General features: G+C 66.2%; 19 protein-coding genes and 1 pseudogene. 4 read left to right on the forward strand and 16 right to left on the reverse strand.

Going from position 1 to position 15,239, the window contains the following annotated elements:
- The 4 genes and pseudogenes from CB0205_RS0106280 to CB0205_RS0106295 all read right to left on the reverse strand — a co-directional run.
- Positions 1-245: pseudogene (locus CB0205_RS0106280) on the reverse strand (circadian phase modifier CpmA); the annotation flags it as partial.
- A complete protein-coding gene (locus CB0205_RS0106285; RefSeq protein ID WP_010315589.1) occupies positions 242-673 on the reverse strand; it encodes a TIGR03792 family protein in 432 nt (143 codons plus the stop codon). The pseudogene CB0205_RS0106280 and the gene CB0205_RS0106285, both read right to left, overlap by 4 nt.
- A complete protein-coding gene (ispF, locus tag CB0205_RS0106290; RefSeq protein ID WP_010315591.1) occupies positions 670-1,155 on the reverse strand; it encodes a 2-C-methyl-D-erythritol 2,4-cyclodiphosphate synthase in 486 nt (161 codons plus the stop codon). The genes CB0205_RS0106285 and ispF overlap by 4 nt, the downstream gene beginning before the upstream one ends.
- A 28-nt stretch (positions 1,156-1,183) precedes the next feature.
- The gene (locus CB0205_RS0106295; RefSeq protein ID WP_043705567.1) at positions 1,184-1,621 is read right to left on the reverse strand and encodes an NfeD family protein; all 438 of its coding nucleotides are present in this window, start codon (positions 1,619-1,621) and stop codon (positions 1,184-1,186) included.
- Between the two features lie 56 nt (positions 1,622-1,677).
- Between CB0205_RS0106295 and CB0205_RS0106300 the strand changes: the two genes are divergently transcribed.
- On the forward strand, positions 1,678-2,592 hold the full coding sequence (locus tag CB0205_RS0106300; RefSeq protein WP_010315595.1) for an SPFH domain-containing protein: 915 nt from the start codon (positions 1,678-1,680) through the stop codon (positions 2,590-2,592).
- 4 nt (positions 2,593-2,596) lie between these two features.
- Here the strand turns inward: CB0205_RS0106300 and trmD are convergent, their stop codons facing one another.
- The 3 genes from trmD to era are packed head-to-tail and all read right to left on the reverse strand — an operon-like array spanning position 2,597 to position 4,700.
- Entirely contained in the window at positions 2,597-3,295 is a 699-nt protein-coding gene (gene trmD / locus CB0205_RS0106305; RefSeq protein WP_010315597.1) for a tRNA (guanosine(37)-N1)-methyltransferase TrmD, read from the reverse strand.
- Between the two features lie 3 nt (positions 3,296-3,298).
- A complete protein-coding gene (locus tag CB0205_RS14335) occupies positions 3,299-3,763 on the reverse strand; it encodes a phycobiliprotein lyase (protein WP_010315599.1) in 465 nt (154 codons plus the stop codon).
- 13 nt (positions 3,764-3,776) lie between these two features.
- Positions 3,777-4,700: a GTPase Era gene (gene era / locus CB0205_RS0106315; protein WP_050778441.1), complete on the reverse strand. Its 924-nt coding sequence runs from the start codon at positions 4,698-4,700 to the stop codon at positions 3,777-3,779.
- A gap of 88 nt (positions 4,701-4,788) precedes the next feature.
- Here era and CB0205_RS0106320 point away from each other — a divergent pair, with 88 nt between their 5' ends.
- Complete coding sequence (locus CB0205_RS0106320) at positions 4,789-5,316, forward strand: hypothetical protein (RefSeq protein ID WP_010315603.1); 528 nt, start codon at positions 4,789-4,791, stop codon at positions 5,314-5,316.
- A 65-nt stretch (positions 5,317-5,381) separates the two neighbouring features.
- Here CB0205_RS0106320 and CB0205_RS0106325 read toward each other — a convergent pair whose 3' ends face one another.
- The 5 genes from CB0205_RS0106325 to CB0205_RS0106345 all read right to left on the reverse strand — a co-directional run bounded on the left by CB0205_RS0106325 (position 5,382) and on the right by CB0205_RS0106345 (position 11,190).
- A complete protein-coding gene (locus CB0205_RS0106325) occupies positions 5,382-6,116 on the reverse strand; it encodes a Bax inhibitor-1 family protein (RefSeq protein ID WP_029626166.1) in 735 nt (244 codons plus the stop codon).
- A 75-nt stretch (positions 6,117-6,191) separates the two neighbouring features.
- Complete coding sequence (locus tag CB0205_RS0106330) at positions 6,192-7,175, reverse strand: PhoH family protein (protein WP_010315606.1); 984 nt, start codon at positions 7,173-7,175, stop codon at positions 6,192-6,194.
- A gap of 11 nt (positions 7,176-7,186) precedes the next feature.
- Positions 7,187-7,597, reverse strand: coding sequence for a 30S ribosomal protein S16 (gene rpsP, locus CB0205_RS0106335; protein WP_010315608.1), 411 nt, complete (start codon positions 7,595-7,597; stop codon positions 7,187-7,189).
- Between the two features lie 89 nt (positions 7,598-7,686).
- Positions 7,687-9,153, reverse strand: a complete 1,467-nt coding sequence (gene ffh / locus CB0205_RS0106340) for a signal recognition particle protein (RefSeq protein ID WP_010315610.1) — start codon at positions 9,151-9,153, stop codon at positions 7,687-7,689.
- 60 nt (positions 9,154-9,213) lie between these two features.
- A complete protein-coding gene (locus CB0205_RS0106345) occupies positions 9,214-11,190 on the reverse strand; it encodes an IMS domain-containing protein (RefSeq protein WP_010315612.1) in 1,977 nt (658 codons plus the stop codon).
- Between the two features lie 141 nt (positions 11,191-11,331).
- On the opposite strand from CB0205_RS0106345, the gene pdhA reads away from it, so the two are divergent.
- Entirely contained in the window at positions 11,332-12,441 is a 1,110-nt protein-coding gene (pdhA, locus tag CB0205_RS0106350) for a pyruvate dehydrogenase (acetyl-transferring) E1 component subunit alpha (protein ID WP_010315614.1), read from the forward strand.
- Between the two features lie 9 nt (positions 12,442-12,450).
- Here pdhA and CB0205_RS0106355 read toward each other — a convergent pair whose 3' ends face one another.
- Both CB0205_RS0106355 and CB0205_RS15865 read right to left on the reverse strand, forming a co-directional pair.
- Positions 12,451-13,365, reverse strand: a complete 915-nt coding sequence (locus tag CB0205_RS0106355; protein WP_010315616.1) for a histone deacetylase — start codon at positions 13,363-13,365, stop codon at positions 12,451-12,453.
- A gap of 9 nt (positions 13,366-13,374) precedes the next feature.
- Positions 13,375-13,545: a hypothetical protein gene (locus CB0205_RS15865; protein ID WP_010315618.1), complete on the reverse strand. Its 171-nt coding sequence runs from the start codon at positions 13,543-13,545 to the stop codon at positions 13,375-13,377.
- A 70-nt stretch (positions 13,546-13,615) separates the two neighbouring features.
- Here CB0205_RS15865 and CB0205_RS0106365 point away from each other — a divergent pair, with 70 nt between their 5' ends.
- Complete coding sequence (locus CB0205_RS0106365; RefSeq protein ID WP_010315619.1) at positions 13,616-13,843, forward strand: hypothetical protein; 228 nt, start codon at positions 13,616-13,618, stop codon at positions 13,841-13,843.
- Here CB0205_RS0106365 and CB0205_RS0106370 read toward each other — a convergent pair.
- Both CB0205_RS0106370 and CB0205_RS0106375 read right to left on the reverse strand, forming a co-directional pair.
- Positions 13,840-14,769 carry an RNA polymerase sigma factor, RpoD/SigA family gene (locus tag CB0205_RS0106370; protein WP_010315620.1) on the reverse strand — a complete coding sequence of 310 codons (930 nt, stop codon included), beginning with the start codon at positions 14,767-14,769 and terminating at the stop codon, positions 13,840-13,842. The two genes, CB0205_RS0106365 and CB0205_RS0106370, sit on opposite strands and share 4 nt — an antisense overlap.
- Positions 14,770-14,879: 110 nt before the next feature.
- Positions 14,880-15,221: an NAD(P)H-hydrate dehydratase gene (locus CB0205_RS0106375; RefSeq protein WP_043705563.1), complete on the reverse strand. Its 342-nt coding sequence runs from the start codon at positions 15,219-15,221 to the stop codon at positions 14,880-14,882.
- Positions 15,222-15,239: the final 18 nt, after the last annotated feature.

Below are 15,239 nucleotides of genomic sequence, written 5' to 3' on the forward strand. Positions count from 1 at the left end.
GCAGCGCCAAGGCTGAGGCAGCGGGCCTCGCTGTGGAACTGCAGCTGCGGGTCATGGGCGAGCAGCGCGGCGACGGCCTGGGCTTTGGCGGGATCGACCCGGGTGGCCAGGGCCAGCTCGCCGCTGTCCTGTTGCCGCTGCAGGATCGCGGCAATCTGTTCGGCGGTTTTGTGCTCCCCCCAGATCGCCTCGGCCATGCCCAGGCGTTGGCGGCGTTGCAGATCCAGGCGGGCCTGCTCGCTCATGCCGCGGGGATCAGTTCCCCTTCAAAGACCAAGGGAAAGGGATTGCCCTGGCCTTGGCCTGTGGACTCGCGGGCGAGTTGCTCAAAGCGCTCCTGCACCGCCTCCACCTCCGTCTCGGGGATGGCCTTCCACTGCTCCCGGCTGGCCCAACGGATCAGCAGGGTGCCCTCTTCCCGCTCGCTGTCCCAGAGCAAGTCACGGCCGAGGTACCCGTCCTGCTGCTCGAGCCAGGGCTCCCAGCTGCCCTGCTCGGCCTGCAGCCAGGCGGCGCGGCCGTCGGCCGGCACCTTGATGCGCAGGTGCTCCACGACGACGACCTCCAGCTGACCGCCCGGCTTCGCGTTGGTGGCGATCGCCACGTCGGGATGGCCGGCCAGCAGCATCGCCACGCAGAGCACAAGTGCCGCGACCCTAGCGAGCAGCCTCATGGCTGTTGGAGCAGCGCCACGGCCTGGCAGGAGATCCCCTCCTCCCGGCCCTCGGCACCGAGCTTTTCATTGGTGGTGGCTTTGACGCCCACCTGATCCGGCTCCAGTCCCATGCGGGCCGCGATGGCGCTGCGCATGGCCTCGATGTGGGGCTTGAGCTTGGGGCGCTCGGCGATCACGACCGAATCCACGTTGACCACGCGCCAACCCCGCTCGGTCACCAGGGCCACGACCTGCTCCAGCAGCACCAGGCTGTCGGCGCCCTTCCACTTGGGATCGTCGGGGGGAAAGTACTTGCCGATGTCCCCCAGGGAGAGGGCCCCCAGCAGGGCATCCATGATCGCGTGCACCAGTACGTCGGCGTCGCTGTGGCCATCGAGCCCTAATCCGTCTGGATGCTCCAGCTGCTGCCCACCCAGGATCAGCGGCCGACCGGGCACCAGGCGGTGGATGTCGTAGCCGTTGCCGATCCGCAGCTGCATGGGTGACGCTTGCTCCTGGGTTTGGAACCTAGGTGCCCGTCGCATCCTCCGGTAGCACCTGCAGGTTGGTGCCATCACGCCCCATCACCAGGACCTGGCTGCCGGGCTCGAGCGCTTGACGGGGTTCGAGGTTCTCCGCTGCCCAGCTCTGGCCGTGCCAGAGGACCCGCCCCTGGTCACTTCCGGCTCCGAAGCCGCTGATGACCTCCGCGTACTGGGAGCCCTCGCTCTGGCGAATGGCCCGTTCCCGCTTGCGCGCTGACCAGCGCTGCAGCACGAGCAGGAGTGCCACCGAGCCCCCCGCAAAGAGCAGCAGCTGCGGCCCCAGGTTCAGGGGCAGCCAGGCGCTGAGCAGGGAGATCATCAGGGCCGCCAGGGCAGCGGCGAGCAGGCCATCGAACTCCACTCCAAGCCACTCCAGGGCCAGGAGGCCCAGGGCCAGCAGAAACCAGAGCAGGGCGGTCACGGGGTTGCGATCAGGCAGCTGCTGCCTAGCTTGAAGCCAACGGATCAATTGGGCCAATGGAAGCGCTGTTTGGCTTGCCGGCCCTGGTGGTGATGGCCTTCCTGGGGCTGAACAGCATCAAGGTCACCAGCGGCGGCCAGTCCCGCCTGGTGGAGCGACTGGGCAAGTACGACCGGCAGCTGCAGCCGGGGCTCTCCCTGGTGCTTCCGGTGGTGGAACGGGTGGTCAGCCATGAGTCGCTGAAGGAGCGGGTGCTGGATATCCCGCCGCAGCAGTGCATCACCCGCGACAACGTCGCCATCGAGGTGGATGCGGTGGTCTATTGGCAACTGCTGGAGCACGAGCGGGCCTACTACTCGGTCGACAACCTGCAGGCGGCGATGGTGAATCTGGTGCTGACCCAGATCCGCGCCGAGATGGGCAAGCTCGATCTCGATCAGACCTTCACCACCCGCCAGGAGGTGAATGAGGCACTGCTGCGGGAGTTGGATTCCGCCACCGATCCCTGGGGCGTGAAGGTCACGCGGGTGGAGCTCCGGGACATTCAGCCCTCCCGCGGGGTGCAGCAGGCGATGGAGCAGCAGATGACGGCCGAGCGGGAGAAGCGCGCCGCGATCCTGCGCTCAGAAGGCGAGAAGGAGTCCCAGCTCAACGCAGCCCGGGGCCGCGCCGAGGCTTTGGTGCTCGATGCCAGGGCCAAGCAGGAAGCCCTGCTGCTGGAGGCGGAGGCCCAGGCCAAGCAGCAGGGACTCTTGGCCCAGGCCCGCGCTGATGCCGCCACTCGTTTAGCCAAGGCGATGCAGGCGGATCCCGAGGCGGCGGAGGCGATGCGCCTGCTGCTCGCGGGCGACTGGATGACCATGGGCGAATCGATGGCCCAGGCCCCTGGCGGCAGCGTGCTGATGGTCGACCCGCAAAGCCCGGCGGCCCTGCTCGGCGCCCTCAAGGGGCTGCAGAAGCCCGAGGCCTAACGGCTCACTGCTGTTGCTGCTGCTCTTGCCAGCGGGCGTAGAGATCGGGCCGGCGCTCTTCGGTGCGCTGCTGTTGTTGATCGGCGCGCCAGCGGGCGATGGCGCCGTGGTCGCCGCTGCGCAGCACCTCCGGGACGGTCATGCCGCGGAAGTCGGCCGGGCGGGTGTAGTGGGGGTGCTCCAGAAGCAGGGCGCTGTGGCTTTCCTCCTCCAGGCAGGCCTCGGTGCCGACGGTGCCCGGCAGCAGACGCACGACACCATTGATGATCGTCATCGCCGGCAGTTCACCCCCGGTCAGCACGAAGTCGCCGATCGAGACCTCCTCATCGGCCAGGGAGCGAATGCGTTCGTCGAATCCTTCGTAGTGGCCGCAGAGGAAGACCAGCTGGTCGTAGTCCGTAGCCCAACGCCGCAGATCCTGCTGGCGTAGGGGTTGCCCCTGGGGCGACATCAACAGGGTGCGCCGGCGCGGCTGGGTTGGGATCGATTCGTAGGCGGCAAAGACCGGCTCGGGTTTGAGCACCATGCCGGCACCGCCCCCATAGGGCTCGTCGTCCACCTTGCGGTAGCGGTCGGTGGCGAAATCCCGGGGGTTGTGAACGTGGAGCTCAGCACGGCCGGCGGCGAAGGCGCGGCCGATGACCCCAAGACCCTGCAGCGGCGCGAGGGCCTCCGGGGTCAGGCTGACCACATCGAGACGCATCGCTCAGGCGGCGGGCCGGCTCACCCGGCGAATCTCAGAGCTGAAGCTGGCGCGGCCGGGGGTGCCATCGGCCGGTTGCTCGATGGTGGAGCGCAGTCGCAGGTTGGGCTTGTTGAACCAGATCCGCTCGCGGATCTCGTTGCCATCGCGCTCGATCACCAGCTCCAGGCTGCTGTCGGGCCAGAGGGTCCAGCGGCCCTGCTGCTCTCCGGCGTGGAACTGCCCATCGGCCTGAAACTGCAGCTGCTTGGGCGCCTGTTCCTTGGGCCCGACGCTCAGCCCGCCGGGGTTGCCCTCGAGGTAGCGGACCACCAGTTCTCCGCGCTCGCTGCTGTGCCACTCGTCGCCCTCACCGGCGTCGCTGTCATCGCCCAGCACGAAACGGGACCGAAGGCTCATCCACTCGCCGTCGCAGAAGCGCAGGAAGGCTTCGATCGAGTCGGGGGGGAAGGAGGCGTTGTCGCTCATGGCGGCAATTCTCTCAGCTGTCGCCGCGGTAGCCCAATTCCGCCAGTCGTGAGGAGTTGCGGCGCCAGTTTGGAACGACCTTGACGAAGAGCTCCAGGTAGACCGGACCGGCGATCAGTTTCTGCATCTGCTGCCGGGCGCCCGTCCCGATTTGGCGCAGCATGCTGCCGCCTTTGCCGATCAGGATGCCCTTCTGGCTGTTGCGCTCGACCAAGACGGTGGCCAGCACAGCGGTGCGTTCCTTGTCATCCACGACCCGCTCGATCTGAACGGCGACGGAGTGGGGGATCTCCTCGCGGGTGTGCTGCAGCACCTGCTCACGGATCAACTCCGCCAGCAGCAGCTGCTCCGGCTGGTCGCTGACCGCATCCGGGGGATAAAGGTGAGGTCCTTCAGGAAGCTCCGCGGCGAGGGCACTAACCAGGGCCTCGGTCCCCTCGCCGTTGAGGGCGCTGACGGGGTGCAGGGGCCAACCGGGCACCAGCTCGCGGTAGCTGGCCTCCAGCTCGGCGGCCTGGGCCGGGTCCACCAGGTCGGATTTATTCAGCGCCACCTGGACCGGCACCTTGATGCGCTCCAGCAGTTCCACGATGAAGCCGTCGCCTCGGCCGGCGGCCTGGCTGCCATCCACCAGCAGCAGGACCTGATCGACTTCGCCGATGGCACCGCGGGCGGTCTGCACAAGCCGCTCCCCCAGCAGGTGGTGCGGCTTGTGGATCCCAGGGGTGTCCACCAGCACCAGCTGGGCTGTGGGGGTGGTGAGGATTGCCCGCAGCCGGTTGCGTGTGGTCTGGGCGACGGGGGAGGTGATCGCCACCTTCTCTCCCACCAGCTGATTCATCAGGGTGGACTTGCCCACGTTGGGCCGTCCCACCAGGGCGACAAAGCCCGAGCGAAATCCTTCGGGGCTTTGCCCCAGGCTGAAGCCCCCCGCCATGGCCTCGGCCGGCAGATCGCTCAGATCTGGCAAAGGCGGCAGCTGGTCGTGTGACTCCATAGCCTCACCTTGGCAGTTCAACCTCCCCATGACCGAAGCCGCCCCGCTGGAGCCCACGTTTCAACAGGCGATGGAGATCACAGCCCAGTGGCTGGGGCTCTGGGAAAACGGTGAACTCAGCGATGAGGTGATTGGCGATCGGGTCTCTGAGCTGGTGGCCAGCCGGGATGGCGCGCGGGGGTTCTTTGTGGTCTCCCTGGCGGGGGATTGCCCGCTGATGGATCGTCTGCCGGACCCGGTGGTCTTGGCCCTGCGCCAGGCCGGCGATGGCGTGGTGGATCTCAGTGCCCGCAATCTGGCGATGAGCACGGCCATGGCGCTGCATCACGGGCGCAATGCCGATGAGGCGCAGCAGGCGGGATCGGAGCGGGTGCAGGCGCGCTGCACCGAACTGCTGCGGTTGCTGGAGCCTGAGGCCGTGAAGGCCCGCCTGGAAGTCCTGCTGGAGGCGACCGAGGGCCGCGGTGAGGACGTGGCCTTCCTCAAACGCTGGGGGTATGACGCGGCTCAGACCGCGGCGATTGCTGAGGCGGTGCTGGCCGTGGCGGAGGGCTGAGGCGCCCCCTCGGCGCATCAAAAAAGCGCCCCGTTTGGGGCGCTTGGATGAACCAGGGAACGGGATCAGTCGCGGCGACCGCCACCGTTGAGGGCGATCACCAGACGCAGGATGAAGATGAAGAGGTTGATGTAGGTCAGGTACATGCTCAGCGCACCGGCCAGGTACTGGTCGTCGCTGTAGGTGCGGGGCATCGTGTAGAAGTCCACGAAGGCGGCGCCCACGAAGATCACGGTGCCGAAACCGGCGATCAGCAGCTCCATGCCGCCCATGCCAAAGCCGGGCACAAAGATGCCGCCAACGATCTGGACGACCATGGCGATCACCAGGCCGAGGATGCCCAGGCCGACGACGCCGCTGAGGGCCTGACCGACGCTGTCGCTCATGCGGCGGCCCATGACCGAGGCGGCCACGAAGGTGACGCCGGTGGCCAGAGCCGCGGTGCCGATGGCTCCGATACCGGCGGTGCCGATGGCCAGGGCGACGATGCCGCTCAGGGTGAAGCCGGTGATCAGGCTGTAGGCCGCCATCAGCGGCAGCGCGGTGCTGTTGTTCGCCTTCAGGGCCACGTTCTGGGCCACGAAGAAGAGGATGAAGTTGCCAATCAGGGCCACCCAGAACAGGGGTATGAAGCTGGCGGGGTTGCTGGCCAACAGAGCCAGGCCGCCCATCACGCCACCGGCGGTAAGCACCATGCCGCCGCCCACGTAGGGCAGCGCCTTATTGACCACGTTGGGCCCCACGAGGGCGCTCGATTGCGCCTCGCGGATGGCCTCCTGGAAATTGCTGCTGGCCGGCATGGCACAGAGGATGACTGGCTTCATCCTGCCAGCGATCTCCAGCTTGTGTGCCCTTTGGGGGTGTGGATCCCCCGACTAACGCCGGGCCTTGGCCGCATCCCGGGCGGCGTAGGCGGTGACCAGGCGCTGCACCAGCGGATGGCGGACCACATCGGCGGCGCTGAGCCGGCAGACGGCAATGCCCTCGACCCCCTCCAGGACTTGAGCGGCTTCGATCAGGCCGCTCAACTGCCCCTGGGGCAGGTCGATCTGGGTGGGGTCTCCGGTGACGACCATCTTTGAGCCCTCCCCCAGGCGGGTCAGCACCATGCGCATCTGGGCGGGGGTGGTGTTCTGCGCCTCATCGAGGATCACGAAGGCCTCCGCCAGGGTTCGGCCCCGCATGTAGGCCAGCGGCGCCACCTCAATGACGTTCTTCTCGATCAGCGCCGCGGTGCGCTCCTGTCCCAGCAGGCTGTGCAGGGCGTCATAGAGGGGCCGCAGATAGGGGTCCACCTTCTGCTGCAGATCCCCAGGCAGAAAGCCCAGTCGCTCGCCGGCCTCTACGGCCGGGCGGGTCAAGATCAGCCGCTCAACCTTGCGCTCCTGCAGGGCTCGGACCGCCTGAACGGCCGCCAGGAAGGTCTTGCCGGTGCCGGCTGGACCGAGGGCGAAGGTGAGGTCGTGGCGTTCGATCGCCTCGACGTAGGTCTTTTGTTTGAGGGTGCGGGGACGCAGCAGCTTCCCGCTCTGGCTGCGGGCCAGCACCTGTTTCCCCAGCTGCTGGTGCTCTTCGCCTCGGCCCGTATCCAGGGCGGAGAGGGCGGTTTGCACATCCACCTGGGTGATGCCTTGGCCTTCCTGCCAAAGGGGACGCAGCAGTTCCACTAGGCCGGCGGCCCGCTCCAGCTGGGTCGGCCGGCCGCGCAGTTGCAGCGAAAGACCCCGCAGCACCAACGAAGCACCAGTCAGGGCTTCGAGGCGATGCAGGGTCGACTCAGCTTCACCGGCCAGGGCCATGGCGGCGTCCTGGTCGGGAAGGTCGATGGTGAAGGCCGTGAGGCTTTCAGCCCCGGGCATGGGGGAGGGCCTCAGGCTTCAGTTGCTTCTTCAGCGGGAGCCTCTTCGGCGGCAGCGGCGGCTTCTGCAGCAGCAGCGGCCTCAGCAGCCTTGGCTTCGGCAGCTTCCTTAGCGGCCTGCTTGGCAGCAGCCTCGCGGATGGCGGCTTGCTTCTTCTGGCCGACGACCACGGAGGGACGCACTTTCTTCTCGATCAGACCGCCGCGCTCGAGCAGGGTCTGCACGACCTCAGTGGGCTGGGCGCCTTGGGCGAGACGGGCGCGGATGGCCTCGGTGTCGAGACGGGTCTCCTTGGTGCGGGGGTTGTAGAAGCCCAGCTCCTCAAGGGGACGACCGTCGCGGCGTGAGGTGCTGTTGCAGGCCACCAGGCGGAAGCTCGCTTCCCGCTTCTTACCGAACCGCTTCAGGCGGAGCTTGATCATTGTGGCCTTGCCTTGCTGACTGGATAAACGCGCGTTGATTCCCCAGGGAATCGGGCGCAAACGACAACAATACTCTCTGGGGTGACCCCCTAGAGCTCGCCGAAGCCTTTGCGCTTCTTGGCGGGTTTGGGGGCCTTGGGCATCCCGCCGCCACCGCGGCCACCCATTCCACCCATGCCGGACATTCCGCCCATTCCAGGCATCCCGGGCATTCCGCCCATGCCGGGCATTCCGGGCATGCCGGGCATTCCACCGCCGCGGGTCATCTGCTGCATGAAGCCCCGCATCTGCTGGAAGTTCTGCAGCACCTTGTCCACATCCGCGGGGGTGTGGCCACTGCCGCTGGCGATCCGGCGCCGGCGGGAGGGATTGGCGGCCAGCAGGTCGGGGTCGCAGCGCTCGGCTTCGGTCATGGAGCCAACCATCGCTTCGATCTTCTTGAGCTGCTCTTCGCCCTGCTTGAGCATCCCGTCGTCGATCTTGTTCATCCCCGGGATCATTTTCATGAGGCCGCCCAGGGAGCCCATGCGCTTGATCAGGCGCATCTGCTTGATGAAGTCCGAGAAGTCGAAGGTGGCTTCCTGGAGCTTCTGCTGCATCTTGGCCACGTCGGCCAGCTCGACCTCCTTCTGGGCCTTCTCCACCAGGGTGAGGACATCGCCCATGCCGAGGATGCGGCTGGCCATCCGCTCGGGGTGGAAGGGCTGGAGTGCCTCGACCTTTTCGCCGGTGCCGATGAATTTGATCGGTGCGCCGCTGACCTTGCGGATCGAGAGGGCCGCCCCGCCGCGGGAATCGCCGTCGAGCTTGGTCAGCACCGCACCGGTGATGCCCACCTGATCATGGAAGGCCCGTGTGAGTTCGGCGGCCTCCTGGCCGATCATCGAATCGACCACCAGCAGCACCTCATCGGGCTGGACGGCTTCGCGGATCCGGACCATCTCCTCCATCATCGAGGTGTCGATCTGGAGGCGGCCGGCGGTGTCCACCAGGACGGTGTCGAAGCCTTCGGCCTTGGCCTTCTCAATGCCGGCGGCGGCGATGGCTTCCGGTTTGGCGTCGGTGCCGAGGCTGAAGACCTCAACGCCGATCTGGCCGCCCAGGGTTTTGAGCTGCTCGATGGCCGCGGGCCGATAGACGTCGGCCCCCACCAGCAGTGCCCTGCGTCCTTTTTCTTTGAGGTGCAGGCCGAGCTTGGCGGTGGCGGTGGTTTTACCGGCGCCCTGCAGGCCCGCCATCAGCACCACCGCCGGGGCGCCCTCTTTGCCGGCAGGGGCCAGGGGTGCGTTCTCGCCTCCCATGGTCTCCACGAGTTGCTCGTGAACGACCTGAATGAATTTCTGGTCGGGGCTAATGCCCCGCACCACTTCTTCCCCTAGGGCCTTCTTGCGGACCTCCTCGACGAAGTCCTTGACCACCGGAAGGCTGACGTCGGCTTCCAGCAGGGCCCGGCGCACGTCCTTGAGGGCACCGTCGATGTTGCCCTCGTTGATGGCCCCCTGACCGCGCAGGTTCTTGACGGCATCTTCAAACCGTTGGGAGAGCTCGTCGAACATGGGGGCGCCTGTGATCGAGTGATCGTAAAAAGCGACCGTCTCGGCAGCGGGTCGGGCGCGTCAGTTCTTGGCGGTGGGCTTGTAGGCCACGAGCTGCCAGCTGCCGTTCCTGCGGCCAAAGATGTAGGTGTTGCGCAGGGTCATTTCAGGAGTCCTGCTGAGGACCTGACCGGTGCTGCTCTTGCGTTCATCGCTGTAGGTCAGTACCACCTGAGCGGCGATGCGGACGGGGGAGCGGTCGCTGACCTTGAAGCCGGTGATGGTGGTCTTGACGGTTTCAGTGGCCCCGCGCTGGCGGTTGGCCTGGCTTTGGCGCTGCAGACGCTGGATTTGATCGCTGCTGGCCAGATCTGCCAGGGATTCGCTGGGGGCTCCACCGGCGAGCACTGCGGCTTTTTCCGTCAACCAGGCCTCCAGTAGGCCCTGCAGTTGGCCGGCACTGGGGTCGGGCGCCTTGAGCGGGAAGGGGGCTTCGAGTGGGGCTGGTGCTGGGGTTTCGGGTTGAACCAGGGCGCTGCTGGCGGCCGTTTCCACCTCGCTGACCCGCGGTTTCAGGGCCATCCAGCCGCCGAAGCCAAGGACGAGGGCAGCGACGGCCGCACCGACCGGCAACCCCCAGCTAGGGAGTGCCTGCAGCCGTTCGTTCAGGCCGCCGAGTTGGGGCCATTGGAGATCGGAGAACCTCCAGCGGGGGCCATCCCAGAGCTCGTCATCGTCGTCCTCGCTCTCCTGCTCCAGCGACTCAAAGCTGGTGGGGCTATCGGAGCTGCCTGAAAGGTCGAAGCTCGGCCAATCGCCGAAGGGACTGCTGGTCTCGGCGGTCGCTGGTGTCTCGAGGCTGGTCTTGGCACTGAACTGGCGGCCGCGGATGCGGTCCTGTTGATCGATGTAGGCCTGGACATCCCGGTCAGCGAACCAGGCATCGAGGTTGGCGTCGACGTCGATGTCGCGGAATCCCTCGAGCACCTCGCGGGTGAGCCAGTCACGGCAGTAGGCGCAGAGGCGGGCCAGGGGGTCGTCCCCCTGTTCCAGGGCCCACTGCTTCAGGGCGGCATCCGCCCCTAGATCAAAGAGGCGCTCCGCCTCATCCACCTGGCCCAGCAGCAGTTGCTGGCAGGAGAGGAAGACCTCAATGCCCGGCTGGCCGCTGTTTTTCAGGCGCTCGTAGGCCTCGAGAATCCGCTCGGGCTTGCGCTGGGAGAAGCCCGAGGCCGTGAGGGCAAAACTGGCGAGAAAGTCAGCGGTGGCTGAGCCGGCATCGCCCCAGCGGCTGAACAGTTCCACCTGCTCCTGGGCCGTCAGGAACTGACGGATCTGCTTGAAGAACGGCTGGAACTCGCTTTGGGGGAAGGTCAGATCGGCGTGGCCCTCGAGCCCGCCCCGTTGCTGCACCAGCTGCTCCAGCAGGGCAATCCCCTGTTGGCGCGAGCCGCTGGCGGAGAGATCGCGGCTGATCAGATCCAGCACCCGGTAGGGGAGGAGTTCCTTGAGGTCCTGCTCGAGCTTGCGGCGCTGTTCGGCCTGTTGGCCCATGCGTTGCAGCAGCTGCAGACCCTGCTGCAGGGTCAGGGCGGCCGCCTCATAGCGGCGTTGATCGCGGTAATCCCGGGCGGTTCCCTGGCAGGCCAAGCCAGCCAACAGGGTCAGATCGGCTTCGCGGCTGCTGCCCAGGGCGGGTGCTTGGGGTGGTTGCAGGCCGCGGGCGGCACTGTCGAAGGCCTCCTGGGCTTGGCCGGCCTCCATTAAGAGGAGAAGACCGCCGACCTCGCGGGAGGGCGGAATCTCCAGGGCGGCGATGGAACCGTTGGCGTTGTCCGCAATGGCCGTCAGTTCCCGCTCATAGGCCTGGCGGCGGGTTTCGTCACTCAGCAGGTCGGCGCTGGCTTCCAGCAGCTCGGCCCGAGCCTGGAGGGTGTCTTGGGTGAAGCCTTGGTCTGGCGCGCGATCAAGACGCTGCTGCAGGGTTCGCAGCACGCTCTGCCGGTCGGAGCTGGCATTCACGCCAAGTAGGCGGAAGTGGTCGATCGGCAGTTCCAAATTGAGCTCGGATTGGCGGGCGCTAATCGGACGTGACTGTAGGCAGAGTCTTCGGTTTTGGCCGTCCTTCGTGCACCTTTTGGAGATGGACCCCGTACAGTCAGGCCAGCATCAGAGTCCCCGGAGAGCAGGACCTCAGCCATGACACAGGCCGATCTTGGACAGGGCGTCGCCACCAGTGGTGCTCCCTCCTGCTCCGCCGATGTCAATCAGGTCGGCCTGCATGCCGAGCGGCTGATGAATCTCTATCCCTCGACGCCGGCGACGGTGACCCGGGATGAGGGGTTGATGCTCTACCGCGACATGACTCTCGGTCGGCGCTTCGAAGACAAGTGCGCCGAGATGTACTACCGCGGCAAGATGTTTGGCTTCGTTCACCTCTACAACGGCCAGGAGGCCGTGAGCACGGGGGTGATCAAGGCGATGAAGATGCAGCACGACTGGTTCTGCAGCACCTATCGCGATCACGTGCATGCCCTGAGTTGCGGCGTGCCGGCCCGCGAGGTCATGAGCGAGTTGTTCGGCAAGGAGACCGGCTGCAGCAAGGGCCGCGGCGGCTCGATGCACCTGTTCTCCAAGGAACACCACCTGCTGGGTGGCTATGCCTTCATTGGTGAGGGCATTCCCGTGGCCCTAGGTGCCGCCTTCACCAGCCGCTACAAGCGCGATGCCCTGGGCGATTCCAGCAGCGATGCGGTGACAGCCGCCTTCTTTGGCGATGGCACCTGCAACATCGGTCAGTTCTACGAGTGCTTGAACATGGCGGCGCTCTGGAAGCTGCCGATCTTGTTTGTGGTCGAGAACAACAAGTGGGCCATTGGTATGGACCACAACCGCGCCACCAGTGATCCGGAGATCTGGCGCAAGGCCGCAGCCTTCGGCATGGCCGGTGAAGAGGTGGACGGCATGGATGTCCTGGCCGTTCGCGGTGCTGCCCAGCGGGCGATCGAACGGGCCCGGGCAGGCGAGGGCCCCACGCTGCTGGAGTGCCTGACCTACCGCTTCCGCGGTCACTCCCTGGCGGACCCCGACGAGTTGCGGGCTGAGGCCGAGAAGGAGTTCTGGGCCCAGCGGGACCCGATCAAGCGCTTGGCGGCGCACCTGATCGAGCACAACCTGGCGACCACCGAGGAGCTCAAGGGAATCGAGAAGGAGATCGACGCCGAGGTGGCCGATTGCGTGGAGTTCGCCCTGTCGGCCCCAGAACCCAAGCCCGAGGAACTGACCCGCTACATCTGGGCGGAAGACTGAGCGGCAGCCCTAGAGCCCGTGCAAGCGGGCTTGCTCGCTGGCGGCGCGAAAGACCAGGCCGTGGCGCAGCACCAGCGGCGTGAGCGCGTCGTAGCCGCCGCCGATCACCGTCGCGACCGGGATGTTGCGGCGCAGGCAGCTGTCCAGGACGAGGCGGTCGCGGTTGAGTAGGCCCTGATCCGTGAGGTTCAGCCGACCGAGTCGGTCCTCCCGGTGGGGATCGACGCCGGCGTTGTAGAGCACCAGATCCGGTTGCTCTTGATCCAGGAGAGTTGGGATGAGATCGCCGATTGACTCCAGATAGGCGTCATCCCCCAGACCATCGTCGAGGGCGAGGTCGACGTCGCTCTGTTGTTTGCGCAGGGGGAAGTTGCTGCCGCAGTGGACCGAGAGGGTGAAGACCCGCGGTTCATCGCGGAAGATCGACGCGGTGGCATCCCCTTGATGCACATCCAGATCGATGATCATCAGGCGCTGGACCTGGCCTTCTGCCAGCAGGACCTGGGCGGCGACGGCGAAGTCGTTAAAGATGCAAAAGCCGCTGCCGTGGTCGGGGTAGGCGTGGTGGGTTCCCCCGGCGAGGTGGCAGGAGACGCCGTGTTGGAGGGCCAGGCGGGCGGTCAGGAGCGACCCTCCCACCGCCAGCCAGGTGCGCTGCACCAAGGGGGTTGTGGCTGGCAGGCCGATCCGGCGCTGCTCCGCGGGCAGTAGTTCCCCGCGGGCGAAGGCCTGGTGGTAGCGGCGGCTGTGGATCAGCTCCAGTGAGCGCCGTGGCACCGGAAGGGGGGTATGGATTTGCTCCTCCCTCGCCAGGCCCTGCTCCTCGAGCAGGGCACGCAGGAGCTTGAACTTCGCCATCGGGAAGCGATGGCTACTCGGCAGGGGGGCCGAGTAGGCCGGGTGGTAGACGAGCGGCAGGCGCACCGGGGGTGATCAGTCCTCGTCGCCGTCGAACTCTTCGTCGAAGAGGGACTCCCGCAGCAGGCGATCCACCAGCAGCCCCATGTCATCGAGCTGCAGTTGCTGCATCAAGAGCTCGAGCTCCTTGATCACCGGCTCCGAGAGCCGCAGGGTGACCGGAAGGCTGTCCTCTCCGCCGAGCATTGCGGGTAAGCATTGGTGCGCGAAGTCTGGCGGAAACCGGGCTACAAAGGAGTGCAATCAAGGGATCTCGATGGCTCCGGTTTGGCTGGTGATCTTGTTTTGGTCCGGATCCGTCCACGGCGGCACGGCGATGCAATCCCTGCCGATGAAGACCTTCGCGGATTGTCAGAAGTCCCGCGACATGCTGATGGCCCAGCTCAAGACCAGCCCCGTGAGCAAGAGCAAGGCCCTCAATAGCTTCTGTATTTCCGGCTCGGAGCTGCCGGCAGCGCCAGCCCCGGCAGCGACGGAGTCCTAGATGGCGGTAGGCAGGCGGCGGGTGAGGTGACGCAGCTTGCGTAGGGCCTTGAGCTCGACCTGACGCACTCGCTCGCGGGAGACCTCGAGCATGCGGCCGATTTCAGCGAGGGTGTGGCGCTCCTCCCCTTCCAGGCCAAAGCGCAGCTCGAGCACCTGACGCTCCTGGTCGGTGAGGTGGGTGAGCCAACGTCCCAGCTGCTCTTGATGGATGCCGCGCTCGACCTGATCGAGGGGCTCGCTGTTGCTCTGATCGGCAATGAGATCGCCGAGGAAGCTGCGCCCTTCTTCTCCGTTCACCGGGGCATCCAGGCTGGAGGTGGTGAGGGCCTGGCGCAGCAGGGAATCCAGCTCATCGAGGGGCATGTCCATCTCTTCCGCAATTTCCTTGCGGCTAGGCATGGCGCCGAGCTTGTGGGCCAGCTCAAGGCTGACCTTGCGGATGGCGGTGAGGCGCTCGGAGAGGTGCACCGGCAGGCGGATGGTGCGCGACTGACAGGCGATCGCCCGGGTCATGCTCTGGCGAATCCACCAGAAGGCGTAGGTCGAGAACTTGTAGCCGCGGGTGGGGTCGAATTTCTCCACGGCGCGCTCGAGGCCCAGGGAGCCCTCCTGGATCAGATCGAGCAGTTCCAGGCCCTTGCCTTGGTATTTCTTGGCGACGCTGACCACCAGGCGCAGGTTGGCTTTCATCATGCGCTCTTTGGAGCGCTTGCCCACGCGCATGATCTTCTTTTCATGCGTTGTATAGGCCTCGCCTTTGTCTTCTTCGGCAAGCCGCATCATCGCTTGCACTTGATTGCCGAGTTCGATTTCTTCCGCGGGCGTCAGCAGGGGTACCCGACCAATGGTCGAGAGGTACCAACTAATCGGATCGCTGCTGCGGCGCCGACTGCTGCTGGTGTTGGAGCTGGTGGCAGCTGCCATGGAGGCTCCTGTTGAAAGGTGGGAAGAATCTCCTATGGCTTTTTTTAAAGTGCTGGGATTTCAGTAACGCTTCAGCTTTGAGATACGAAAGATCACAACACTTTTGAGACTCAGGTGCACAACTGGCCGCTGCGGATTCTGTTAACAATCCCTGACTTCGTTTTTCTCTCCATCGCGGCCAACATTTCGGCAATCTGATGCGGTGTAGCAGCGCCGATGCCGTGCAGCGTGCTGACTTGCAGCCCGGCGCTGGCGTGGGCCAGGGCTGCCAGGGCGAGCAAGGAACCACTGCAGCCGGCTCCGCTGGCCTGCGCGAGGGCACCCAGTCCTCCGGCGTAGCCCGCAAGGACATCGCCCAGGCCTGCGCGGGCGGCATGGCTGCTGGCGCTCCTGAGCTGCCAGCGCTCTCCGCTGGGATCTGCAATGACGCTGCGGGCCCCCTTGAGCAGCACGGAGCAGCCGCTCTGCTG

The organism is Synechococcus sp. CB0205 (genome assembly GCF_000179255.1).
GTDB lineage: Bacteria > Cyanobacteriota > Cyanobacteriia > PCC-6307 > Cyanobiaceae > Vulcanococcus.